Origin of the sequence: Candidatus Pelagibacter sp. HIMB1715 (genome assembly GCF_052047595.1) — a bacterium.
GTDB lineage: Bacteria > Pseudomonadota > Alphaproteobacteria > Pelagibacterales > Pelagibacteraceae > Pelagibacter.
Window position 1 is genome coordinate 92,753 of sequence record NZ_JBNAJY010000004.1, and the last position, 21,276, is coordinate 114,028.

The 21,276-nt window shown below is 30.5% G+C and carries 26 protein-coding genes and 5 tRNA genes; 20 read left to right on the forward strand and 11 right to left on the reverse strand.

The annotated features are described in order from the left end of the window. Window positions 1-17 precede the first annotated feature (17 nt). The 5 genes from cysS to rpsD are packed head-to-tail and all read left to right on the forward strand — an operon-like array spanning window position 18 to window position 5,208. On the forward strand, window positions 18-1,373 hold the full coding sequence (gene cysS / locus ACTTAY_RS01960) for a cysteine--tRNA ligase (RefSeq protein ID WP_440672174.1): 1,356 nt from the start codon (window positions 18-20) through the stop codon (window positions 1,371-1,373). Further along, complete coding sequence (gene cimA, locus ACTTAY_RS01965; protein ID WP_440672175.1) at window positions 1,370-2,971, forward strand: citramalate synthase; 1,602 nt, start codon at window positions 1,370-1,372, stop codon at window positions 2,969-2,971. The genes cysS and cimA overlap by 4 nt, the downstream gene beginning before the upstream one ends. Window positions 2,972-2,973: 2 nt before the next feature. Next, window positions 2,974-3,837: an urea carboxylase-associated family protein gene (locus ACTTAY_RS01970; protein ID WP_440672176.1), complete on the forward strand. Its 864-nt coding sequence runs from the start codon at window positions 2,974-2,976 to the stop codon at window positions 3,835-3,837. Further along, window positions 3,837-4,550 carry an RNA methyltransferase gene (locus ACTTAY_RS01975; protein ID WP_440672177.1) on the forward strand — a complete coding sequence of 238 codons (714 nt, stop codon included), beginning with the start codon at window positions 3,837-3,839 and terminating at the stop codon, window positions 4,548-4,550. The genes ACTTAY_RS01970 and ACTTAY_RS01975 overlap by 1 nt, the downstream gene beginning before the upstream one ends. A 40-nt stretch (window positions 4,551-4,590) precedes the next feature. After that, entirely contained in the window at window positions 4,591-5,208 is a 618-nt protein-coding gene (gene rpsD / locus ACTTAY_RS01980; RefSeq protein ID WP_440651506.1) for a 30S ribosomal protein S4, read from the forward strand. A gap of 9 nt (window positions 5,209-5,217) precedes the next feature. On the opposite strand, the gene grxD is transcribed toward rpsD, so the two are convergent. Genes grxD through sfsA form a run of 9 tightly spaced genes read right to left on the reverse strand, consistent with a single transcriptional unit; the run spans window position 5,218 to window position 12,437 of the window. Beyond that, the gene (gene grxD, locus ACTTAY_RS01985; protein ID WP_262589070.1) at window positions 5,218-5,550 is read right to left on the reverse strand and encodes a Grx4 family monothiol glutaredoxin; all 333 of its coding nucleotides are present in this window, start codon (window positions 5,548-5,550) and stop codon (window positions 5,218-5,220) included. Beyond that, window positions 5,550-5,780, reverse strand: a complete 231-nt coding sequence (locus tag ACTTAY_RS01990; RefSeq protein ID WP_440651505.1) for a BolA/IbaG family iron-sulfur metabolism protein — start codon at window positions 5,778-5,780, stop codon at window positions 5,550-5,552. The genes grxD and ACTTAY_RS01990 overlap by 1 nt, the downstream gene beginning before the upstream one ends. Further along, window positions 5,780-7,972 (reverse strand): phosphoribosylformylglycinamidine synthase subunit PurL, encoded by a 2,193-nt coding sequence (purL, locus tag ACTTAY_RS01995; RefSeq protein WP_440672178.1) that lies wholly within the window; start codon window positions 7,970-7,972, stop codon window positions 5,780-5,782. The genes ACTTAY_RS01990 and purL overlap by 1 nt, the downstream gene beginning before the upstream one ends. Next, window positions 7,969-8,652, reverse strand: a complete 684-nt coding sequence (gene purQ / locus ACTTAY_RS02000; RefSeq protein ID WP_440672179.1) for a phosphoribosylformylglycinamidine synthase I — start codon at window positions 8,650-8,652, stop codon at window positions 7,969-7,971. Before purQ ends, purL begins: the two co-directional genes overlap by 4 nt. Before the next feature lie 3 nt (window positions 8,653-8,655). After that, window positions 8,656-8,898 carry a phosphoribosylformylglycinamidine synthase subunit PurS gene (gene purS / locus ACTTAY_RS02005; protein WP_262589074.1) on the reverse strand — a complete coding sequence of 81 codons (243 nt, stop codon included), beginning with the start codon at window positions 8,896-8,898 and terminating at the stop codon, window positions 8,656-8,658. Further along, window positions 8,895-9,680, reverse strand: a complete 786-nt coding sequence (gene purC, locus ACTTAY_RS02010; protein WP_440672180.1) for a phosphoribosylaminoimidazolesuccinocarboxamide synthase — start codon at window positions 9,678-9,680, stop codon at window positions 8,895-8,897. Before purC ends, purS begins: the two co-directional genes overlap by 4 nt. Further along, window positions 9,680-10,972 (reverse strand): adenylosuccinate lyase, encoded by a 1,293-nt coding sequence (gene purB, locus ACTTAY_RS02015; protein ID WP_440672181.1) that lies wholly within the window; start codon window positions 10,970-10,972, stop codon window positions 9,680-9,682. The genes purC and purB overlap by 1 nt, the downstream gene beginning before the upstream one ends. A gap of 3 nt (window positions 10,973-10,975) precedes the next feature. Continuing rightward, entirely contained in the window at window positions 10,976-11,746 is a 771-nt protein-coding gene (map, locus tag ACTTAY_RS02020; protein ID WP_440672182.1) for a type I methionyl aminopeptidase, read from the reverse strand. Beyond that, window positions 11,739-12,437, reverse strand: a complete 699-nt coding sequence (gene sfsA, locus ACTTAY_RS02025) for a DNA/RNA nuclease SfsA (protein WP_440672183.1) — start codon at window positions 12,435-12,437, stop codon at window positions 11,739-11,741. The genes map and sfsA overlap by 8 nt, the downstream gene beginning before the upstream one ends. Before the next feature lie 20 nt (window positions 12,438-12,457). Here sfsA and ACTTAY_RS02030 point away from each other — a divergent pair, with 20 nt between their 5' ends. From ACTTAY_RS02030 to ACTTAY_RS02050, 5 genes are all read left to right on the forward strand, one after another. Continuing rightward, window positions 12,458-13,207: a competence/damage-inducible protein A gene (locus tag ACTTAY_RS02030; protein ID WP_440672184.1), complete on the forward strand. Its 750-nt coding sequence runs from the start codon at window positions 12,458-12,460 to the stop codon at window positions 13,205-13,207. Continuing rightward, window positions 13,207-13,608 carry a gamma-glutamylcyclotransferase family protein gene (locus tag ACTTAY_RS02035; RefSeq protein ID WP_440672185.1) on the forward strand — a complete coding sequence of 134 codons (402 nt, stop codon included), beginning with the start codon at window positions 13,207-13,209 and terminating at the stop codon, window positions 13,606-13,608. The genes ACTTAY_RS02030 and ACTTAY_RS02035 overlap by 1 nt, the downstream gene beginning before the upstream one ends. Before the next feature lie 5 nt (window positions 13,609-13,613). Continuing rightward, window positions 13,614-14,906 (forward strand): NAD(P)H-dependent oxidoreductase, encoded by a 1,293-nt coding sequence (locus tag ACTTAY_RS02040; protein WP_440672186.1) that lies wholly within the window; start codon window positions 13,614-13,616, stop codon window positions 14,904-14,906. Window positions 14,907-14,950: 44 nt separating this feature from the next. Then, window positions 14,951-15,036, forward strand: a tRNA-Leu gene (locus ACTTAY_RS02045). A gap of 4 nt (window positions 15,037-15,040) precedes the next feature. Next, on the forward strand, window positions 15,041-15,811 hold the full coding sequence (locus ACTTAY_RS02050) for an NAD kinase (RefSeq protein WP_440652363.1): 771 nt from the start codon (window positions 15,041-15,043) through the stop codon (window positions 15,809-15,811). A 152-nt stretch (window positions 15,812-15,963) separates the two neighbouring features. Here ACTTAY_RS02050 and ACTTAY_RS02055 read toward each other — a convergent pair. After that, window positions 15,964-16,039: transfer RNA gene (locus ACTTAY_RS02055), tRNA-Thr, on the reverse strand. Between the two features lie 33 nt (window positions 16,040-16,072). After that, window positions 16,073-16,816, reverse strand: a complete 744-nt coding sequence (gene rlmB / locus ACTTAY_RS02060; protein ID WP_440672187.1) for a 23S rRNA (guanosine(2251)-2'-O)-methyltransferase RlmB — start codon at window positions 16,814-16,816, stop codon at window positions 16,073-16,075. Window positions 16,817-16,946: 130 nt separating this feature from the next. On the opposite strand from rlmB, the gene ACTTAY_RS02065 reads away from it, so the two are divergent. From ACTTAY_RS02065 to rplL, 10 genes are all read left to right on the forward strand, one after another. Further along, window positions 16,947-17,032: transfer RNA gene (locus ACTTAY_RS02065), tRNA-Tyr, on the forward strand. A gap of 46 nt (window positions 17,033-17,078) precedes the next feature. Next, window positions 17,079-17,152 (forward strand) — tRNA-Gly (locus tag ACTTAY_RS02070). A 45-nt stretch (window positions 17,153-17,197) separates the two neighbouring features. Beyond that, the gene (gene tuf / locus ACTTAY_RS02075) at window positions 17,198-18,388 is read left to right on the forward strand and encodes an elongation factor Tu (protein ID WP_262589086.1); all 1,191 of its coding nucleotides are present in this window, start codon (window positions 17,198-17,200) and stop codon (window positions 18,386-18,388) included. A gap of 10 nt (window positions 18,389-18,398) precedes the next feature. Continuing rightward, window positions 18,399-18,474 (forward strand) — tRNA-Trp (locus tag ACTTAY_RS02080). 17 nt (window positions 18,475-18,491) lie between these two features. Then, complete coding sequence (gene secE, locus ACTTAY_RS02085; protein ID WP_262589088.1) at window positions 18,492-18,683, forward strand: preprotein translocase subunit SecE; 192 nt, start codon at window positions 18,492-18,494, stop codon at window positions 18,681-18,683. After that, window positions 18,683-19,213 (forward strand): transcription termination/antitermination protein NusG, encoded by a 531-nt coding sequence (gene nusG, locus ACTTAY_RS02090; RefSeq protein WP_262589089.1) that lies wholly within the window; start codon window positions 18,683-18,685, stop codon window positions 19,211-19,213. Before secE ends, nusG begins: the two co-directional genes overlap by 1 nt. After that, on the forward strand, window positions 19,213-19,638 hold the full coding sequence (gene rplK / locus ACTTAY_RS02095; protein WP_262589090.1) for a 50S ribosomal protein L11: 426 nt from the start codon (window positions 19,213-19,215) through the stop codon (window positions 19,636-19,638). The genes nusG and rplK overlap by 1 nt, the downstream gene beginning before the upstream one ends. Beyond that, a complete protein-coding gene (gene rplA / locus ACTTAY_RS02100) occupies window positions 19,638-20,327 on the forward strand; it encodes a 50S ribosomal protein L1 (protein ID WP_440672188.1) in 690 nt (229 codons plus the stop codon). The genes rplK and rplA overlap by 1 nt, the downstream gene beginning before the upstream one ends. Window positions 20,328-20,332: 5 nt before the next feature. Further along, window positions 20,333-20,851, forward strand: a complete 519-nt coding sequence (gene rplJ, locus ACTTAY_RS02105) for a 50S ribosomal protein L10 (RefSeq protein WP_428081222.1) — start codon at window positions 20,333-20,335, stop codon at window positions 20,849-20,851. A gap of 6 nt (window positions 20,852-20,857) precedes the next feature. Continuing rightward, window positions 20,858-21,223, forward strand: coding sequence for a 50S ribosomal protein L7/L12 (rplL, locus tag ACTTAY_RS02110; RefSeq protein ID WP_262589092.1), 366 nt, complete (start codon window positions 20,858-20,860; stop codon window positions 21,221-21,223). The last annotated feature ends 53 nt before the right edge of the window (window positions 21,224-21,276 follow it).

Below are 21,276 nucleotides of genomic sequence, written 5' to 3' on the forward strand. Positions count from 1 at the left end.
AGTATATTTCTAAAATTATGAGTAATGATATTTTTTTAACAAACAATCTTACAAACAAAAAAGAAAAATTTGTTCCAATAAATGAACAAAATATAAGAATGTATGTTTGTGGACCAACAGTTTATGATGATCCTCATATTGGTAATGCTAGACCAATAGTTGTTTTTGATATCCTTTATAAAATTTTTAAGAAAAAATATTCAAAAGTTACCTATGTTAGAAATATTACAGATGTAGATGATAAAATTATTAAATCTTCAAAAGAAAATAATATTTCAATTTCAGAGTTAACAAATAAAGTTACAGAAAGTTTTGGTGAAGATTGCAATTATTTAAATTGTGAAACACCAACTCATCAACCCAAAGCAACTGAAAATATTGATTTGATGATTAAAATGGTTTCTGAATTAATCAAAAAAGGATTTGCTTATGAGAATAACAGCCATGTTTATTTTGAGGTTAAAAAGTTCAGTGATTATGGTCAACTATCAAACAAAAAACTAGAAGAGCTAATTGCTGGATCAAGAATTGAAATAAGTGAAAATAAAAAAAATTCAGAAGATTTTGTTTTATGGAAACCATCAGCAAGTGACGAACCTTCTTGGGATTCTCCATGGGGAAAAGGAAGACCTGGATGGCATTTAGAATGTTCAGCAATGTCAAAAAAATTTTTAGGAGATGAGTTTGATGTTCATGGAGGTGGTATTGATTTAATATTCCCCCATCATGAAAATGAAATAGCGCAATCAAGATGTGCTAATGACACAAAGATGTTTGCTAATTTTTGGTTGCACAATGCATTTATTACTATGTCCAATGAAAAGATGGCAAAGTCTCAGGGCAATATTTTAAAAATAAAAGATTTTAGAAATAATATAAGTGGCCAGGTTTTAAGATTAGCTCTAATGAGTGCGCATTACAAACAACCATTAGATTGGAATAATAAGCTTTTAGAAGATTGTCAGAATACAATTAATAAATGGTACAATGTTTATGTAGATAGTAAAATCAATACAGATATCTCTGATGAAATTCTTGAACCCCTGTATGATGATTTAAATACACCAGGTTACATTGCAAATTTACATAAATTATATGAAAAAGCACAAAAAGGTGATGACAATGACAAGGCTTTATTTGTTTCTGCTTGTCAATTTGTAGGTTTATTAAATCAAAATAAAGAGGAGTGGTTAAGTTTCAAGAAAAGTAAAGCCTCTATTTCTGAAGAAGAAATATTGAAGAAAATTGACGAAAGAAACAAAGCAAGAGAGAAAAAAAATTATGAAGAAGCTGATAAAATTAGAAATGAACTCTCAGACAAAGGTGTTTTAATAGAAGATAAAGATGGTAAAACGATTTGGAAATTTAAATGAGTAAAGAGCAACTTTATATATTTGATACAACTTTACGTGATGGTGCACAGACACAAGGTGTAGATTTTTCTATCGATGATAAAGAGAAAATTTCATCTGCACTGGACTTATTGGGTGTTGATTATGTTGAAGGAGGTTGGCCAGGAGCTAATCCAACAGATACAGAATTTTTTAATAAAGATCATAATTTTAAATCAACTAAATTAACTGCGTTTGGTATGACAAAAAAATCAGAGCATAGTGCTGAAAATGATCCAATGTTATCATCATTAATAAATTCAAAAAGCTCATCTGTTTGTTTATTTGGTAAATCATGGGATTTTCAAGTGAAAGTTGCCTTAGGAATAACTAACGAACAAAATTTAATGAACATAAGTGAAAGCGCTAAACATATAGTAAAATCAGGTAAAGAATTTATGTTTGATGCTGAACATTTCTTTGATGGTTATAAATCCAATCCAGAATACGCTTTGTCTTGTTTAAAAGCTGCGTTTGAAAATGGAGCTAGATGGATTGTATTGTGTGATACTAATGGTGGGACGCTACCACATGAAATTTCTAAAATTGTAACTGAAGTAACCAAACATATTCCGGGAAAAAATTTAGGAATACACGCTCATAATGATACTGAAAATGCAGTAGCAAATAGTCTTGCTGCAGTTCAAGCTGGCGTAAGACAAGTTCAAGGTACTATAAATGGATTAGGTGAAAGATGTGGTAATGCAAACTTGATGTCATTAATACCCTCATTCTTTTTAAAGAAAGATTTTTTTGATAAATTTGAACTAAGTATCAAGAGAGAAAATTTAAAAAATTTAACTCAATGCTCAAGATTACTAGATGAAATATTAAATAGAAAACCTAACAAACATTTACCTTATGTTGGTGCATCAGCTTTTTCCCACAAAGGTGGAATGCATGTGTCTGCAGTTCAAAAAGATCCAAAAACTTATGAGCACATCAATCCTGAAGAGGTTGGAAATTCTAGAAATATTGTAGTTTCAGATCAATCAGGACAATCAAATATAATGTCTAGATTAAATTCAATTGGGATTAATGTTCAGAAAAGTGACCCAAAAATAAAAAAACTTTTAGATGAAGTAAAAGATAGAGAGTTCATTGGTTATAGCTATGATGGTGCAGATGCATCTTTTGAACTACTTGCAAGAAGATTGATGGGAGAGATACCAAGATATATTTCAATTAATGAGTATGATGTTTCGGTAAAGAAAGATAAAACTGGAGAGATTATATCTTATGCTAAAGCTCAATTAGAGGTAGATGGAGATAAAATTTTATGTGAAGGGCAAGGAAACGGACCTGTTAATGCTTTAGATAATGCAATCAGAAAGAATGTAAATAAACTTGCTAAATATTCTGAGTATTTGAAAGATTTAAGACTTGTTGATTACAAAGTTAGAATTTTAAATACAGGTACAGAAGCAGTTACCAGAGTTAGTATTGAAAGCACAGACTCCAAAGGAGTGAACTGGTTCACAATTGGAGTATCACCTAATATAATTGACGCCTCATTTAAAGCTTTAGTGGATAGTTTAGATTATAAATTATTTAAGGATAAAGCGCCTGGAAGTTTGTAAAAATGAAAATTAAAAAATTTTCAGAAAAACCAAAAGATATTGATAGTAGAATAGGGGCAAAACCTATTGTTTGTTATCCAAATACCACAATTGAAGATAAAAATTTAAAAATTCTACATTCTGCAAGAGAACATTTGATTAAAAAAAATGAAGTGATTATTCCTCCTAGAGATGCAAAAACGTTCGAGGTAAAATTTGGTGAGTTTTTTAGAATTGAAAGTGTAGATGGCCCACAAGTAGGAGATCTAAATTTATTTAATTTAAATAATTTAGAGGAAAAATTTTATTCAGGAAAAACAAGAGCTTTATATGGAACTCATCTTTCTGTTGGAGATAAAATGTTTAGTAGTTTTCCATATCTAAGGTCTTTAGCTACTATAACTTGGGACACATTGGATTGGTATGATTATGATAAAGACGGTGGTTCTGTCCATGATGTAATTGGTACTAGATGCGATCCTTATACTTCAAAACTTTTAAGTGATAATGATTACCACTATTGTTGTCATTCAAATCTAACAAGAGCACTAGTTAAAGAAAAAAATGTTCAGTTAGATCATGCTGAAAAAATAGTTCATGATGTATTAAATGTATTTATGCTTACTGGTTTTACTAATGATACTAAGCAATACTTTATGAAAGCTAGCCCTGTTAGGCCAGGGGATTATCTGGAGTTTTTTGCTGAAACAGATTTGTTGGGTGCTCTTTCAGCTTGTCCTGGGGGAGATTGTGGATCTGAACACTCTTCTGATGTTGCAAAATGTTATCCATTAAAAGTTTCTATTTGGTCTGTAGATCTCAAGTATTTAACAGACATTAAACCATCTGCAGTTTCTAGTTATAACAGAAATCATGGCATTGATTAATGTCAGCTAATAATATTTCTTTCATTTTACATAAGCCTCAGCTTTCAGAAAATATTGGAGCTTGTGCAAGAGGAATGAAAAATTTCAATTTTCAGAAATTAGTTGTTGTAGATCCTAAACCAATATTTCCTAACGATAAAATTTTAGCAACTTCTGTTGGAGCTAAAAATATTATTAATAAAACAAAGAATTATGAAAATTTAGAAAGATCTTTAAAGAATATCGATATTGTTATCGCAACATCTGCGAGATTTAGAAATAAAAATATTAAGCATATTCAATTAGAAGATTTAAAAAAAATTAATTATAAAAAAAAGATAGCCTTTCTGTTTGGATCAGAAGCATCAGGTTTATCTAACAATGAAATTAGTTATGCCAATTACACCCTTCAAATTCCAACAAATCCTGATTTTAAGTCATTAAACCTCTCTCATAGTTTGATAATTATTGCTCAATATGTATCAAGTATTCTTAATTCAAAAGTGTCCTCTTTTAATAAATCAAATAAAGTAAAATCTGCCTCAAAAAAAGAGATTGTTGCTATGGCTAATTTATGCATCCAGAATCTAGAGGAGATTAATTTCTTCAAATCAAAAGAGAAGAAGCCAATAATGCTTGAAAACTTAAGAAATATCTTTTACCGAATGGAATTATCAACTAAAGAAACACGTATTTTATCAGGTGTATTTGCGAGTTTAGGTAAAAAACGTTGATTGACAAAAGTAAGAGTAAGTTTATAAAGCCCACTATTAAATGACAAAAAGATTAAACTCTAAACATAAAGTAGACAGAAGATTAAAGGTTAACCTATGGGGAAGACCAAAAAGTCCTTTTAATACTAGAGCTTATGGACCTGGCCAACATGGTCAAACAAAAACATCGAAGCCTTCAGATTATGGAATTCAGTTGCAAGCTAAGCAAAAATTAAAAGCATATTACGGAAATATTAACGAAAAACAGTTCAGAAATATTTATAAAAAAGCAGTTATGCTTAAGGGTGATACAGGTGAAAATTTAATTGGTCTTTTAGAGAGAAGATTAGATGCAATTATTTATAGAGCAAAATTTGCAACTACTATTTTTTCAGCTAGACAATTAATTAATCATGGTCATGTAAGAGTTAATGGTAAGAAAGTAAATATTGGAAGCTATTTAGTAAAAGAAGAAGATACAATTGAAATTAGAGACAAATCTAAGCAATTAGCAATCATTGATATCGCTCTAGCAAATAAAGAAAGAGAAACACCAGAATATATTCAAATGGATGAGAAAAATAAAAAATTAAAATTTGTGAGAATTCCTAAATTTGAAGAAGTTCCTTATCCTGTAATAATGGAACCTAATCTTGTAATTGAATATTACTCTAGATAATTTCTAAATTTAATTTTTAAAATTAATACCTTTATCTTCAAGAACTTTTTTAAGTTCTCCATTTTCGTACATTTCTTTTACGATATCACATCCACCAACAAATTCTTTTTTAATATACAATTGAGGAATTGTTGGCCAATCACTGTAAACTTTAATACCTTCTCTGATGTTTTGATCTTCTAAAACATTTACTCCTTTAAAATTTACTTCAAGAATTTTTAACATGTTTGAAACAGCCATTGAAAAACCACACTGTGGAGCATCTGGAGTTCCTTTCATAAATAAACAAACATCATTGTTGTCTATATGATTTTGAATTATATTTTTTGTATTATCGTCCATTATTGCTCCTTTGTTTTAATTGCTAGGGCATGTAATTCATTTCCCATACGCCCTTTTAAAGAATTATATACCATTTTATGTTGTTCAATTTTACTTTTTCCTGAAAACTGTGAAGAAGTCACAGTCGCTGAATAATGATTTCCATCACCTGCTAAATCTTGAATTTCTACAACCGCATCAGGCATTGCATCTTTAATTAAACTCTCAATTTCTTTTAAATCCATTGCCATTATTTACTCACATAATCTTTAAGCCACTTTGTATTAGAACTTGTTAATTCGTCAATTGTAACATTTGTCTTATCATCAAAATATAGTTCATTTTCACTGATTGTACCAAGTTCGTCAAAATGAACAGCATTTTTATTCAATATATCTGTGACTTTTTTTAAATCTTTTTTACTAACCTCAATAATGTAACGCCCTTGATCTTCACCAAAGAAATATTCCAATTCGTTGATTAAATATTTTGGTTTATTTAAATTTATTCCTTTTTTACCTTTGATGCACATTTTGGCTACCGCTGTAATAATTCCACCTAAAGAAACATCATGAGCACTTTTGATTAGATTACTTTCGATAAGTTTTAATAATGTTTCTCCATTATTTTTTTCATTAAATAAATTTATTTCAGGAGGAGGGCCATTTTTTTCATCTAATATATTCCTTGCAAATAAAGTTTGATCTAAATGTCCCTCTGTTTTTCCAATAACTAAAACCACATTATCAATATCTTTAAAATCCATAGTGATCATTTTATTATAATCCTTTATCAAGCCCACACCTCCAATAGCAGGAGTTGGCTTTATACCTTCATCTTTAGTTTGATTGTAAAAAGAAACATTTCCTGAAACTACTGGGAATTTTAAATATTCGCTTGCTTCACCAATTCCTTGAACACATTCAACAAACTCACCCATATTCTCTTCATTTTCAGGGCTTCCAAAATTTAAACAATTAGTAATAGCTATAGGTTTTGCACCAACAGCAATTAAATTTCTAAAACTTTCACAAACAACTTGTTTTCCACCGGTAAGAGGGTGAGCCCAACAATATACAGCAGAACTGTCGACTGAAGCAGCTACGGCTTTATTTGTTCCATGCACTCTCACAACTCCAGCATCTCCACCTGGTTTTTGAATAGTATCCCCCATAACTGTATGATCATACTGCTGCCAAATCCATTCTTTGCTACAAATATTTGGGTTTGCTAAAACTTTTTTCAGAACATCTAAAATTTTGAAATTTTTTAAATCTTCTTTTTTAATTTTATTCTTTTTAGGTAGCTTTGCTTTTTTCCATTTACGATTGTACATAGGTGAATTTTCGACCAATGTATTTACTGGGATGTCTGCTACTTTTTCATTGTCAAAGTAAAGTTGTATTTTTTTTGAATTAGTAGTTTTGCCAATTACTGCAAAATCTAAATTCCATTTATCAAATATTTTTTTTGCTTGTTTTTCTTTTCCATTTTCTAAAACAATCAACATTCTTTCTTGGCTTTCAGAGAGCATAATTTCATAAGGTGTCATCTTTGTTTCCCTGCAAGGAACTTTGTTTAGATTTATTTCAATTCCAAGATTTCCTTTTGATGCCATTTCTATACTTGATGACGTTAATCCAGCAGCTCCCATATCTTGTATAGCTATAATTGAGTCTCCAGCCATTAATTCTAAACAAGCTTCCAGTAAAAGTTTTTCAGTAAATGGATCTCCAACTTGAACAGTGGGTTTCTTTTCCTCTATTTTGTCATCAAAACTTGCTGAAGCCATGCTGGCCCCATGAATTCCATCTCTACCTGTTTTTGAACCAACATAAATAACTGGCTTGTTTAAACCAGCTGCTTTTGAGTAAAAAATCTTATCTTTTTTAACCAAACCCAAGGTCATTGCATTAACCAAGATATTTCCATTATATGAACTATCAAAACTTGTTTGTCCCGCAACAGTTGGAACACCCATACAATTTCCATATCCTCCAATTCCATGAACCACACCTCTTAGCAGATTTTTTGTTTTTTTGTGTTGAGGGGAACCAAAATGAATTGAGTTTAAATTTGCAATAGGTCTAGCACCCATTGTAAATACATCTCTCATAATCCCACCAACACCAGTTGCTGCACCTTGATAGGGCTCAATAAAAGATGGGTGGTTATGGCTTTCAATTTTAAAAACAATGGCATCATTATCTTCAATATCAATAACACCAGCATTTTCTCCAGGACCTTGAATAACTTTTTTTCCTTTTGTTGGAAGTTTTTTTAAATGAAGTCTTGAAGATTTATATGAGCAATGCTCATTCCACATTGCAGAAAAAATACCAAGTTCAGTAATATTTGGTGTTCTTTTTAATAATTCACAAATTTTAGCATATTCATCTTTTTTTAAACCATGATCAATAGCTACTTGTTCGTTTACTATCATTTTAAATTATTAATTAAATTATTAAAAAAAATTGAACCATCTTCTCCTGATAAACAATTATCAATCATTCTTTCAGGATGAGGCATCATACCTAAAACATTTTTTTCTTTATTAAAAATACCAGCAATATTTTTAATTGAACCGTTTGGATTGAATTGTTCTTCTATTTTTCCATTTTCATCACAATAATTTATTGCAACTTGTTCATTATCCTCAATTTCTTTTAACTGATCTTTAGTACAAAAATAATTTCCTTCATTGTGCGCAATATGAAATTCTAGGATGTCATTTTTAATATTATTAAAATAATTATTTGTTTTATTATTAATTTTAACGAATACATTTTTGCAAATAAATTCTAAATATTTGTTTCTTAATAACACACCGGGAACTAATCCAGTTTCAACTAATATTTGAAATCCATTACAAATTCCCAGTACCATACCACCAGAGTTAGCAAAATTAATAACTGACCTCATGATTTTTGATTTAGATGCCATACTCCCACATCTTAAATAGTCACCATATGAAAACCCTCCCGGTAATACAATTAAATCACTTTTTGGAAGTTCAGCATCATCATGCCAAACCATTTTATTCTTAAATCCAAATTTTTTTAGAGCAACATCCATATCTCTATCGCAATTGGATCCAGGAAAAGTAATGACAGATGATTTCATTAATTACTTTAGATCAATAATTTTATAGTTTTCAATTACAAGATTGGCTAAAAGTTTTTTGCACATTTCTTCAACTTTATCTTTAGCTTTTTTGGGATCATTTTCTTTTGTATCAATTTCAAAATATTTACCTTGTCTAACTTCATTAACATCATCAAAGCCCATGCCATCTAAAGTTTGATGAATAACTTTACCTTGTGGATCTAGTACATCTTTTTTTAAAGTGATTACTACTGAGATTTTCATTTCTTTTTTCTCTTTACAGATGATAATTTTGTTACATTCACGGCACTTACATTTGATTGTTCGTGCAAAATACCTAATCTTTTAGCAACTTCTGTGTAGGCTGGAATTAAATCACCTAAATCTTTTCTAAATCTATCTTTATCAAGTTTTTTATCAGTAATACTGTCCCAAAGTCTGCATGTATCTGGGCTAATTTCATCTGCTAGTATTACTTCTTGCTTCCCATTAGATTTTAACCTTCCAAATTCTAGTTTGAAATCAATCAATTTAATTCCAACTCCTCTAAACATTCCAATCATAAAGTCATTAATTCTCAGTATCATTTTTTTGACTTTATCAATTTCTTTCTTGCTAGCCCAATCGAAAGCTATTATGTGCTCTTCTGCAATTAGAGGGTCACCTAATTTGTCATCTTTTAAGCAATATTCAATTAATGGTTCTTTTAACACAGTTCCATCCTCAATACCTAATCTTTTAGTGATAGATCCTGTTGCAACATTTCTAACAATAAATTCAATTGGAATTATCTCAACTAGTTTTATTATTTGTTCACGCATATTTAATCTTTTCACTAAATGATTTTTAATTCCTATTTGAGATAAATTTGAAAGAATATGCTCAGATATTCTATTGTTTAAAACACCTTTGCCTTCAATTGTAGTTTTCTTTTGATTATTGAATGCCGTAGCATCGTCTTTAAAATATTGAATAACTAAATTTTTATCATTTGTTGCATAAATGATTTTTGCTTTACCTTCGTATAGTTTTTTCCCTTTTTTCATTATTTAAAAACTCTTCTAAAGATCAAATTCACATTTTTAAAGTGTTTTGCGTAACTAAAAATTGATTTAAGCCTTTTTGTTGTAATTTTGCTCATAATAAACTTATCATTAGATATCACATCAAATAAGTTTAGGTTTTCTGCAAAACATTTTTTTGCATACGATTGAACCATTCTGTAAGATTTTTCTCTACTTAAACCAGATTTAGTTAATTCTAGCATAACTTCTTGAGAGAAAATTAGCCCTTTTGTTATATTCAAGTTTTCTAACATTTTTTTAGGGTAAACAATCATGTTGTCTAAAATATTTGTTAATCTAACTAATGCAAAGTCTGTTGTAATATTTGCATCAGGACCAATGTTTCTTTCAACACTTGAGTGTGAAATGTCTCTTTCATGCCACAGCGCTATATTTTCTAGAGCTGGTATCACAGCACTTCTAACCATTCTAGCTAAACCAGTTAAGTTTTCACTTAAAATTGGATTTTTCTTGTGAGGCATCGCAGACGATCCTTTTTGTTTTTTTGAAAAGTACTCTTGTAATTCATAAACCTCTGTTCTTTGCAAATGTCTTATCTCAATTGCAACTCTCTCAATTGAACCTGCAATAATACCTAAAACTGAAAAATAAAAAGCATGTCTATCTCTTGGGATAACTTGAGTTGAAATTGGCTCAACTTTTAAACCTAGTTTTTTTGCAACGTACTTTTCTACATTTGGACTTATATTTGCAAAAGTCCCAACTGCTCCTGATATTGCACAGGTTGACACCTCATCTATTGCATCTTTAAGTCTTTTTCTGTTTCTTTTAAATTCCTCGTAAAAAGATGCTAATTTTAATCCAAAAGTAACTGGCTCAGCATGAATTCCATGACTTCTTCCCATACATGGTGTCATTTTGTATTTTTTTGCCTGTTTCTTAAGTACTTTTAAAATTTGATCTATATCTTTGAGAATTATTTTTCCAGATTGAACTAATTGAATATTAAAACTGGTATCAAGTACATCTGATGAAGTCATGCCTTGATGTAAATATCTTGCTTTAATTCCTGCTTTTTCTGTAACAGAGGTAAGAAAAGCTATAACATCATGTTTAACTTCGGATTCAATTTTATGTATTCTATTTACATTGATGACTGCTTTCTTTCTAACAATTGAAGCTACCCCTCTTGGTATTTTACTAAGTTTTTCCATAGCCTCAGCAGCTGCAACTTCTACATCTAACCAAATTTTATATTTATTTTCCTCTGACCAAATATCAGTTAGTTCTTTTCGAGAGTATCTTTTAATCATTAATTATAAGTATGGAGGCTTTGAATAACCTTTAGCAGATTCTGTAAAGATTTCATAACCATTTTCAGTAATTCCTAACGTATGTTCAAATTGAGCTGATAAAGATTTATCTTTTGTGACAGCAGTCCAACCATCATTTAACATTTTAACATCATATTTACCTGAATTTATCATAGGCTCTATTGTAAAAGTCATTCCAGGTTTTAACTCTGGTCCTGAGTTTTTATTTCCATAATGTAAAATGTTTGGTGGTTCATGAAATGTTGTACTTATACCGTGACCACAAAAATCTCTAACAACAGAGTATCCTTTTTCTTCAACAAATGATTGAATTTCGTGACCAATATCACCTAATTTAACTCCTGGTTTTAAAATTCTAATTGCTCTCATCATAGACTCGTAAGTAGCATCTATTAGATTGTTTAATTTAATTGGTGTTTTACCAATGCAAAACATTCTACTGGTATCACCATAATGTTCATCTACAATTGCAGTAACATCAACATTTACCGCATCACCATCTCTTAAGACTCTATCTGAAGGAATTCCATGACATACAACATGATTTAATGAAGTACATAAAGATTTTGTAAAACCTCTATAGTAAAGTGGAGCAGAATATCCTCCGTTATCTCTTATAAACTCATATCCCAATTTATCTATATAATCTGTTGAGACACCTTCTTTAATGTTATCAGTTAACATATCAAGTGTCCTTGCTGCTAAATCACCAGCAACTCTCATTTTTTCAAATTTTTCTTTATAATCACTCATCTAAAATTTTAAGTTTTTTATCTATAATAATTTTTTTTGAACTTATATCACATCTATAAGCAAGAAAATTTACCCCAGCTCTTTTAGCTTTTTTATAATTTTCATAATATTCTTCATCGATATCTTTAGCTATTTTAAAATATTTCATATTTTGAATTTGAACTAAAAATATCAGATAACCACTATAACCTTTATTTATGGCATCAATAAGAGTTAATAAATGCCTAGATCCTCTTGAAGTAATGGCATCTGGAAACTCAGCAGTTTCTTTATCTCTAAATAACGTAACGTTCTTGACCTCTACAAAGCTTTTTTTATTTTTTTTTTCTAGTAAAAAATCAAATCTAGTTTCCTTATTAAAGAATACCTCTGGTTTTATTTTATCGTTATTTTTTAATTCTTTGATCAAATTATTTTCGATAGCATGATTTACTATCTTGTTAGCCATATGAGTATTGACACCTACTAAATTTTTTCTTGATTTAATTATTTCAAGTCCAAACTTTAGTTTTCTCTTAGGGTTATTATTTGGTAGCAAATAAACTTCATTACCTTCATCTAATAAACCTTTCATAGAACCCGTGTTAGGACAATGAGCTGTGACAATTTCTTTACCAAGTTTTATGTCGGTAAAAAACCTTTTGTAACGTTTGATTAGTTTGCCTTTTACTAAAGACTTGGTAAATTCCATGAGTAAATTATATATTTCATATGGATAAAAAAGCAAAATTTAAAGCTTCAATTTTAATTATTGGTAATGAAATTTTATCTGGAAGAACACAAGACACTAATACCTCAACATTAGCAACTTGGTTAAATTCTATAGGGGTAAAGGTTGAGGAGGTTAGAGTAATTCCCGATGTAGAAAATATTATAGTTGAAACACTAAATTTACTTAGATTAAAATATGATTATGTTTTTACAACTGGTGGTATTGGACCTACTCACGATGATATAACAGCTCAATCAGTTTCAAAAGCATTTGGAATAAAATACGAAGTTCACAAGGAAGCTTTCAAAATTCTAGAAGAATATTATCAACCTGGAGAATTTAATGAGGGAAGACAAAAAATGGCATGGATGCCTGAAAATGCAAATCTTATTTTAAATCCAACAAGTGGTGCTCCAGGATTTAATGTTGAGAATGTTTACTCACTACCAGGAGTTCCTTCTATATTAAAATCCATGTTAGGTGGATTAACAAATAATATAGTTGGAGGTGAACCAATCAAAAGTTTAACTATAAGTTTAAGAACAGTTGAAAGTGAAATAGCAAGTTCATTAACAAAAGTACAAAATAATAATTTGGACGTAGAGATTGGCAGTTACCCATTTTTTCATGCTGGTAAGCTTGGTGTATCGATAGTTATTAGATCAGAAGATCAAAATAAAATTGATGATTGTAATTCGCAGATTTTAAAATTTGTAAATGAAAAAAAAATTGAGGTAGTTGAGCGCTAATGTTGTATTTTGCTTACGGTAGCAATCTTCATCATTTTCAAATGAAACGAAGATGTAAAGACAGTGTTTTTTTAAAAAAAATAAACTTAAAAGATTTTAAATTAACATTTAGAAGTAAATATAGAGCAGCAGATATAGAGCCAAAAAAAAATTCGATCGTACCAGGTGGATTATTTGAAATATCAAAAAGTGATGAGAAAAAGTTGGATGTTTATGAGGATTTTCCAATTTTATATAAAAAACACTATTTTTATTATTATGGAAAAAAAGTCATGACTTATACAATGGTCAAGAAATCTCCTTTTAAGTTTCCTACAGAAAGATATCTAAACATAGTTAAAAGAGGATATAAAGATTGCAAGTTAGATAAAAAATTTCTCACAAAAGCTTTACAATTTTAATTGAAATGTTTTTACACACAAAATTAGAAGATCAAAAAAATCCAATAAGAGTAGCTTTTATTGGATGTGGAAAATTTGTAAGTATGTTTTTATCTCAATATTCTAACTTAAATAAAATTAAAATTGATAGCATAGTTGACCTCAATATTGATCAAGCAAAAAAAAATTGTTTAAAAAGTGGAGTAAGTGAAGAAGAGGTATCTAAAATTAATTTTACAACTTCTCTTGATCAAATTATTGATAGAAATATTGAAATCTTTATTGAAGCAACAGGAAACCCTATTGTAGGTACTGTCCATGCAGCAAAGATTTTAAAAGAAAAGAAGCATTTGATTTTAGTTAATGTAGAAGCAGATATCACATGTGGAAAATATTTATCAGATTTAGCTAAAGAAAATGGAGTTATTTGTTCAATGGCTTATGGTGACCAACCTTCGTTAATTATAGAACAAATTGAATGGGCTAGACTTAATGGTTTTGAAGTTATTTGTGCTGGAAAAGGAACAAAATACCATCCAAGTTTTGAGTATTCCACACCCGATACAGTTTGGGGTCATTATGGTTTAACTAAAGAAAGGGCAGAGAGTGAGTCAGGAATGAATCCTAAAATGTTCAATAGTTTTTTATGTGGTGATAAATCTGCAATTGAAATGTGCGCAGTAAGCAATGCTGCAAATCTTAAATGTCCCTCTAACGGATTAACTTTTCCTCCAGTTGGGGTATATGATATAGCAAAAAAATTAATACCAAAAAAAGATGGTGGATTAATTGATTTTGAAGGTCAAGTTGAAGTTATATCAAGTATTGATCTAAATAAAAAAGATATTCCTAATGACTTGAGGTGGGGCGTATACATTGTAATTAAAGCTCAAAATGAATATGTAAAAAATTGTTTTAAAGATTATGGAATGGTCACAGATTCCTCTGGAAACTACTCGGCAATATGGAGACCTTATCATTATATTGGTTTAGAACTTGCTCAGTCGATATATTCTATAGCGCTTGATAATAGAGCAACAGGTTATACAAAAAAATATAATGCAGATGTTGCAAGTGTTGCAAAAAAAGATTTAAAAGTTGGTGAAAAGCTCGATGGAGAAGGAGGGTTTTGTGCAAGAGGTAAATTAATTACATCTCAGAATTCAAAAAATGAAATGATTTTACCACTTGGTTTAACAGATAATGCAATATTGAAAAAAAATATCAACAAAGATGAAATAATAAAAATTGGTGATGTTGAGCTTAATTTGCCAAAAGAGGTAATAGAAGCTAGAGATTACCAATACAATTTAATATAGTTGAGTTATAAATAATTGTGGATATAACAGTGAAATTCATTAATGCCCTCGTGGTGAAATTGGTAGACACAAAGGACTTAAAATCCTTGCCGCTTGCGGAGTGCCAGTTCGAGTCTGGCCGAGGGCACCATTAAATGAACAAACTACAAATTATTTCTGATAAAAATAATAAATCCTTAAATATAAAAAATATTTTATTAAAAAAAATTAGTTCTAATAATTTTCAAAACAAAAATTTAACTATTGTTATTGGAGGTGATGGTTTTATGCTCCAAACTCTTAAAAGAAACAAAAATTCTAATAAATTTTTCTATGGAATTAACTCTGGAAACTACGGTTTTCTAATGAACAAATTTTCCTCAAAAGATATAATAAAAAACCTTTCTAAAGCAAATATGGTTTCAATTTCTCCTTTAGAGATGATTGTAAGAAATAAAAATAATCAAATCAAAAAATCTATTGCTATAAATGAAGTTTCTGTATTAAGACAGAGCAGACAAGCAGCTTCGTTATCAATTAAACAAGGTTCTAGGCAAATTATAAAAAAATTAGTTTCTGACGGAGTTTTGGTGTCTACACCTGCTGGAAGCACTGCTTACAATTTATCTGTTCATGGACCTATATTAAGTCTTCATTCAAAAAAATTATCCATATCTCCAATTAGCGCATTTAGACCAAGAAGGTGGAAGGGTAAAATAGTTAATGATAAATCTAAAATTGTTATCACAAATCTCAATCCATCTAAGAGACCCATTAGTGCAGTTGCAGATAATTTGGAAGTAAGAAATGCAAAATCTATTACAGTTAAAATAAATAATAAAATTAAGTTTAATCTTCTCTATGATAAAAATAGAAGTCTACAAAAAAAAATTAAAATTGAACAAATAAGAAAAGAAACAAGTTAGATTTAATGAATAAATTTAATCCAATTATAATAGCTGCTTTAGTTATATTTGTAGGATTTTTTGCATTTAAATTAATGTCATTCTTCGGTTGCTATGTTCGTATCGAGAATTTTGATAAGTGTTTGAAGTTAACTGCTTGGTAAAGAAAGAAGTGGTGCCCCCGCACGGATTCGAACCGCGGACCTATTGATTACAAATCAATTGCTCTACCAACTGAGCTACAAGGGCATGCGCAATAATTATTAATTATTTGTTAAATAATCAACTCTTTTTTTTTAAATAACTTAAATGATGAAACACTATTGCTGCACTATTTGATATATTCAAACTTTCTATTTCTTCATTGATGTCAATTTTGACAAAAAAATCTGCATATTTTCCAGTGTGTTGCCTCATTCCAAATCCTTCTGATCCAAAAAGTAAAATATTATTTCCTTCCCATTTGACATCAGTAAAATCTTTTTGGCCCTTTGAATCAAAACCATAAACCCAAAAATTTTTTTCTCTTAAATTTTTTAAGGTAGAATTAATATTTGAAACTTCAAAAATATTTACATGCTCCATACATCCGCTCGCTGATTTATACATTAGTTTACTATCCTTTGGAAAATGTCTCTCTTTAATTATTATACCATCAATTTTAAATGATGCTGCACTTCTAATGAGTGAACCTATATTTCTTGGATCAGTAACTTCATCCAAACATACAAAGGTTAAATTATTTTTTTCTTTAATAAATTCTTTTAATTCTGGTTGATCTAAATGTTCAATCTCAGCAACATATCCATTATGCATTAATTGTTCTTTTGATGAGTATTTGTCTAACTCTTTTTTTGATTTAAAATAGACTTTTACCTCTTCAAGAAGATTTTTATTTGGATTTTTTCTATGAATATTTTTTTTAGCATCCTCTGTTAAAAACACTCTTAAAACTTTCCTATTTGGATTACGTAATGCTTCCATTACCGCATGTTGACCAACAATAAAAAAAGACGATTTATTCATAAAATTATGATGTGTTTTACACGTTTTTTAATAGTTTTTCTTAATAAATCACGTGTTGCATTTGGATAAATAAAATATATAAAACGCATGTTATTTGAAGCTATATTGAACAAGGGGACACTTCCCCAAAGGAGGGGTTCCAGAGCGGTCAAATGGGGCGGGCTGTAAACCCGTTGACTTCGGTCTTCGAAAGTTCGAATCTTTCCCCCTCCACCATTTAATATAATTTTAAATAACAATGGAGTGTTACTCTTGGGGTTGTGCGGGTGTAGTTCAATGGTAGAACGCTAGCCTTCCAAGCTGGATGTAAGGGTTCGATTCCCTTTACCCGCTCCAAGAAATTAAAGTAAGAAACAAAAAAAAAACTGAGGTTAAAAAGAAATGTCAAAAGAAAAATTCGTACGAAGTAAACCCCACTGTAACATTGGGACTATTGGTCATGTCGACCATGGTAAAACAACTCTTACTGCAGCTATAACAAATGTATTAGCTGAAGCTGGTGGTGGAACAGCTGTAGCATACGATCAAATCGATAAAGCTCCAGAGGAAAAAGAAAGAGGAATTACAATTTCAACAGCGCACGTTGAATATGAAACTGAAAAAAGACACTATGCTCACGTAGACTGTCCTGGTCACGCTGACTATGTAAAAAATATGATTACTGGTGCAGCACAAATGGATGGAGCAATATTAGTTGTTAATGCAGCTGATGGTCCTATGCCACAAACAAGAGAACATATTCTTTTAGGAAGACAAGTTGGTATTCCAGCAATTGTTGTTTACTTAAATAAAGTAGACCAAGTTGATGATAAAGATATGATTGAACTTGTAGAAGAAGAAATTAGAGAACTTTTAACTTCATACAAATATCCTGGAGATACAACTCCAATCGTTAAAGGTTCAGCTTTAGCAGCAGTTGAAAAAAGAGATGATGAAATTGGAAAAAATTCAATTTTAGAATTAATGAAAGCTGTTGACGAACATATCCCGCAACCAGCTAGAGAAGTTGACAAACCATTCTTGATGCCAGTTGAGGACGTATTTTCAATTTCAGGAAGAGGAACAGTTGCAACTGGAAGAGTAGAATCTGGTGTAATTAAAACTGGTGAGGAAGTTGAAATCGTTGGAATTAAAGAAACAAAAAAATCAGTTTGTACTGGAGTAGAAATGTTTAGAAAACTTTTAGACTCAGGTGAAGCTGGTGATAACGTAGGAATTTTATTGAGAGGTATTGAAAGAACTGACATCGAAAGAGGTCAAGTTCTTTGTAAGCCTGGATCAATAACTCCTCATACTAAATTTGAAGCTCAAGCCTATATTCTTAAAAAAGACGAGGGTGGAAGACACACTCCTTTCTTTACAAAATATAGACCGCAGTTTTATTTTAGAACAACAGACGTTACAGGAGAAGTAGAATTACCAGCAGGTACTGAAATGGTTATGCCAGGTGATGATGCTAAATTCACTGTTAAACTGATTACACCTATTGCAATGGCAGAAAAATTAAACTTTGCCATTAGAGAAGGTGGTAGAACTGTTGGAGCAGGAGTAGTAACTAAAATTATAGAGTAACTCTATAAATAGGAGTGTAGCTCAATTGGTAGAGCGCCGGTCTCCAAAACCGGAGGCTGAGGGTTCGAGTCCCTCCGCTCCTGCCAATTTGAGCTAAAGAATTATGAAGAACCCGATTAAATTTATTCAGGAAGTAAAACAAGAGGCTTTCAAGGTTACTTGGCCTACTTGGAAAGAAACTTTGCAAGGTGCTTTAATGGTATTTGTTATGGCGGTTGTAATGTCTTTATTCTTTCTTTTATTAGATCAGGTTCTTAAATTCTTCTTAGAATTGTTATTAAAGGTGAGTATTTAATGAAAAATTGGTACATTGTTCAATCACATTCCAGTTTTGAAAATAAAGTTGCTTCATTAATTAAAGAAGAAGCGGATAAGGCTAAAATAAGTGAGAAATTCGAAGAAATTATAGTTCCAACTCACGATGTTACAGAAGTTAAAAGAGGAAAGAGAATTCAAAGAAAAAAGAAATATTTTCCTGGATACGTACTAATAAAGAGTGAAATGGATAACAATATTTATCATATGATCAAAGGAATAAAGAGAGTAAGTGGTTTCCTTGGATCAAAAGGCATCCCAGTACCTGTTTCTGATAAGGAAGTTGAGAAGATTTTAGGCCAAATTAAAGATGGTGTTGCTCAGCCAAAATCTGGTATAGATTACAGCGTTGGTGAAAAAGTTCAGGTTGTTGATGGTCCATTTGCATCATTTAATGGAATGATTGAAGAAATTGATGAAGAAAAAGCTAGACTTAAGGTGTCAGTTTCTATATTTGGTCGTCCAACACCGGTAGATTTAGAATATAACCAAGTTGAGAAAGTAAGTTAATGGCAAAAGAAATAAGTGGATTTATAAAGTTACAAATTAAAGGCGGACAAGCTAATCCTGCTCCTCCTGTTGGTCCTGCTTTAGGTCAACGTGGAGTTAATATAATGGAATTTTGTAAAGCATTTAATGACAAAACAAAATCTATGGCTGGAAAACCTGTTCCAGTTGAAATTACTGTTTATAAAGATAAAAAATTTGATTTTAAAATTAAATCACCACCAGCATCTTTTTATATTAAAGAAGCTGTTAAATTAAAAGGTGGATCAAAAGAGCCAGGAAGAAATATTGTAGCTTCAATTTCAAAAAAACAATTAGAAGATATTGCTAAAGAAAAAATGAATGATTTAAATGCTCACGACATAAATGAAGCAGTAAAAATTATTGCAGGTTCAGCTAGATCAATGGGTATAGAGGTGAAAGAGTAATGGCTTCAAAAAGATATAAAAGATTGCCTGAAAAAACTAAAGACTTAAATGCAGAGTCTATGGAAAAATTATTACCTGAGCTGAAAAAAAACTGCACAACAAAATTTGATGAATCTTTAGATTTAAGTTTTCAAATAAATAACAAGCAAAAGAAAAGTGAAGTCAACATTAGAACTGTGGTAAATCTTCCAGGAGGAACAGGTAAGAAAGTAAAAGTTGCTGTTGTTTGTGAAGACGCTAAAGCACAAGAGGCAAAAGATGCAGGCGCAGATATTGTTGGTGGAGATGAATTTGTAGAACAAATAAAAGGTGGAGATTTAAATTTTGAAAAATTGATTTGTACACCGGGAATGATGATTAAACTTTCGAAATTAGGAAAAGTTTTAGGTCCAAAAGGATTAATGCCAAATCCTAAACTTGGTTCAGTATCTGAAAATATTAAACAAGCAGTTACTGATGCGAAATCAGGACAAGTTGAAATTAGAAATGATAAAGATGGAAACATTGGGGTAAGTATTGGAAAAAAATCATTCAGTGATGATCAATTATTAAAAAATTATAATGCAATAATAGATGCACTAGAAAAGGAAAAATCTAACAACACTCTAAAAGGAGATTTAATAAAAGGTGTGTTTGCAACTTCTACTATGGGTGTTTCATACAAAGTTAAATTAGGAAAATCGATATAGTTATGATGAATAAAGAACAAAAGAAAAATTATATTGAAGAAATGACTTCTAAATTTGAGAGTAGTAAAGCCGTGATGGTTACACACTATCAAGGCTTAACAATGACACAGTTAGATGATTTAAGAGCAAAAATGAGAGAGCATGGAATTGTCTTTAAAATTACTAAAAACAGAATTACAAAATTAGCGTTAGAAAAGACTAAGTGTAAAGATTTATCTAATCTTTTCACAGGTCCAACGGCAGTTGCATTTGGTGAAGATGCAATAATGTCTGCAAGAATATTATCTAAATTTGCTAAAGATAATGAGAATCTTAAATTAATTGGTGGAATAATGGATGATGAGGTCTTGGATCAGGCCGGTGTCCAAAATGTTGCTAGTTTACCTACACTAGATGAAGCAAGAGCCAATATTGTAGGTATTTTAAACGCTCCAGCATCAAAATTAATTAGTATTTTGCTTGCACATTCGGAAAAAATGAGTAGTTTGTCCGCAGAAAATTCTGAAACACAACCCAAAGAGTAGAAAAATATGCCTGACCTAAATAAAATTATTGAAGACTTATCAAGTTTGACTGTCGCTGAAGCAGCCGAACTTTCAAAACAATTAGAAGAAAAGTGGGGTGTAACTCCAATGGCAGCAGCAGCTCCAGCAGCAGCAGGTGGTGCAGCTCCAGCAGAAGAAAAAGATGATTTCACTATCATGTTAGTTTCTGCAGGTGATAAAAAAATTAATGTTATCAAAGAAGTAAGAGCAGCTACTTCATTAGGTTTAAAAGAAGCAAAAGATCTTGTAGAGGGAGCACCAAAAGAAGTTAAATCTGGTGTTAACAAAAAAGATGCCGAAGAGATCAAGGCTAAGTTAGAAGCTGCTGGCGCAAAAGTAGAACTTAAATAAATTAATTAGAAAGAATTCAAATACTGATTATTTTTAATCAGTGTTAATAAATA

Bases quoted from the DNA above. Each gene is read 5' to 3' on its own strand.
- ACTTAY_RS02035 (WP_440672185.1), top strand. From the start codon at position 13,207: ATGTTGTATTTTGCTTACGGTAGCAATCTTCATCATTTTCAAATGAAA.
- ACTTAY_RS02040 (WP_440672186.1), top strand. From the start codon at position 13,614: ATGTTTTTACACACAAAATTAGAAGATCAAAAAAATCCAATAAGAGTA.
- ACTTAY_RS01970 (WP_440672176.1), top strand. From the start codon at position 2,974: ATGAAAATTAAAAAATTTTCAGAAAAACCAAAAGATATTGATAGTAGA.
- cysS (WP_440672174.1), top strand. From the start codon at position 18: ATGAGTAATGATATTTTTTTAACAAACAATCTTACAAACAAAAAAGAA.
- nusG (WP_262589089.1), top strand. From the start codon at position 18,683: ATGAAAAATTGGTACATTGTTCAATCACATTCCAGTTTTGAAAATAAA.
- map (WP_440672182.1), bottom strand. From the start codon at position 11,746: ATGAGTGATTATAAAGAAAAATTTGAAAAAATGAGAGTTGCTGGTGAT.
- rplL (WP_262589092.1), top strand. From the start codon at position 20,858: ATGCCTGACCTAAATAAAATTATTGAAGACTTATCAAGTTTGACTGTC.
- rplA (WP_440672188.1), top strand. From the start codon at position 19,638: ATGGCTTCAAAAAGATATAAAAGATTGCCTGAAAAAACTAAAGACTTA.
- tuf (WP_262589086.1), top strand. From the start codon at position 17,198: ATGTCAAAAGAAAAATTCGTACGAAGTAAACCCCACTGTAACATTGGG.
- purL (WP_440672178.1), bottom strand. From the start codon at position 7,972: ATGATAGTAAACGAACAAGTAGCTATTGATCATGGTTTAAAAAAAGAT.
- purC (WP_440672180.1), bottom strand. From the start codon at position 9,680: ATGAAAAAAGGGAAAAAACTATACGAAGGTAAAGCAAAAATCATTTAT.
- ACTTAY_RS02050 (WP_440652363.1), top strand. From the start codon at position 15,041: ATGAACAAACTACAAATTATTTCTGATAAAAATAATAAATCCTTAAAT.
- ACTTAY_RS01990 (WP_440651505.1), bottom strand. From the start codon at position 5,780: ATGGCAATGGATTTAAAAGAAATTGAGAGTTTAATTAAAGATGCAATG.
- ACTTAY_RS02030 (WP_440672184.1), top strand. From the start codon at position 12,458: ATGGATAAAAAAGCAAAATTTAAAGCTTCAATTTTAATTATTGGTAAT.
- purQ (WP_440672179.1), bottom strand. From the start codon at position 8,652: ATGAAATCATCTGTCATTACTTTTCCTGGATCCAATTGCGATAGAGAT.
- ACTTAY_RS01975 (WP_440672177.1), top strand. From the start codon at position 3,837: ATGTCAGCTAATAATATTTCTTTCATTTTACATAAGCCTCAGCTTTCA.
- purS (WP_262589074.1), bottom strand. From the start codon at position 8,898: ATGAAAATCTCAGTAGTAATCACTTTAAAAAAAGATGTACTAGATCCA.
- secE (WP_262589088.1), top strand. From the start codon at position 18,492: ATGAAGAACCCGATTAAATTTATTCAGGAAGTAAAACAAGAGGCTTTC.
- rplJ (WP_428081222.1), top strand. From the start codon at position 20,333: ATGAATAAAGAACAAAAGAAAAATTATATTGAAGAAATGACTTCTAAA.
- rplK (WP_262589090.1), top strand. From the start codon at position 19,213: ATGGCAAAAGAAATAAGTGGATTTATAAAGTTACAAATTAAAGGCGGA.
- rpsD (WP_440651506.1), top strand. From the start codon at position 4,591: ATGACAAAAAGATTAAACTCTAAACATAAAGTAGACAGAAGATTAAAG.
- sfsA (WP_440672183.1), bottom strand. From the start codon at position 12,437: ATGGAATTTACCAAGTCTTTAGTAAAAGGCAAACTAATCAAACGTTAC.
- rlmB (WP_440672187.1), bottom strand. From the start codon at position 16,816: ATGAATAAATCGTCTTTTTTTATTGTTGGTCAACATGCGGTAATGGAA.
- cimA (WP_440672175.1), top strand. From the start codon at position 1,370: ATGAGTAAAGAGCAACTTTATATATTTGATACAACTTTACGTGATGGT.
- grxD (WP_262589070.1), bottom strand. From the start codon at position 5,550: ATGGACGATAATACAAAAAATATAATTCAAAATCATATAGACAACAAT.
- purB (WP_440672181.1), bottom strand. From the start codon at position 10,972: ATGATTAAAAGATACTCTCGAAAAGAACTAACTGATATTTGGTCAGAG.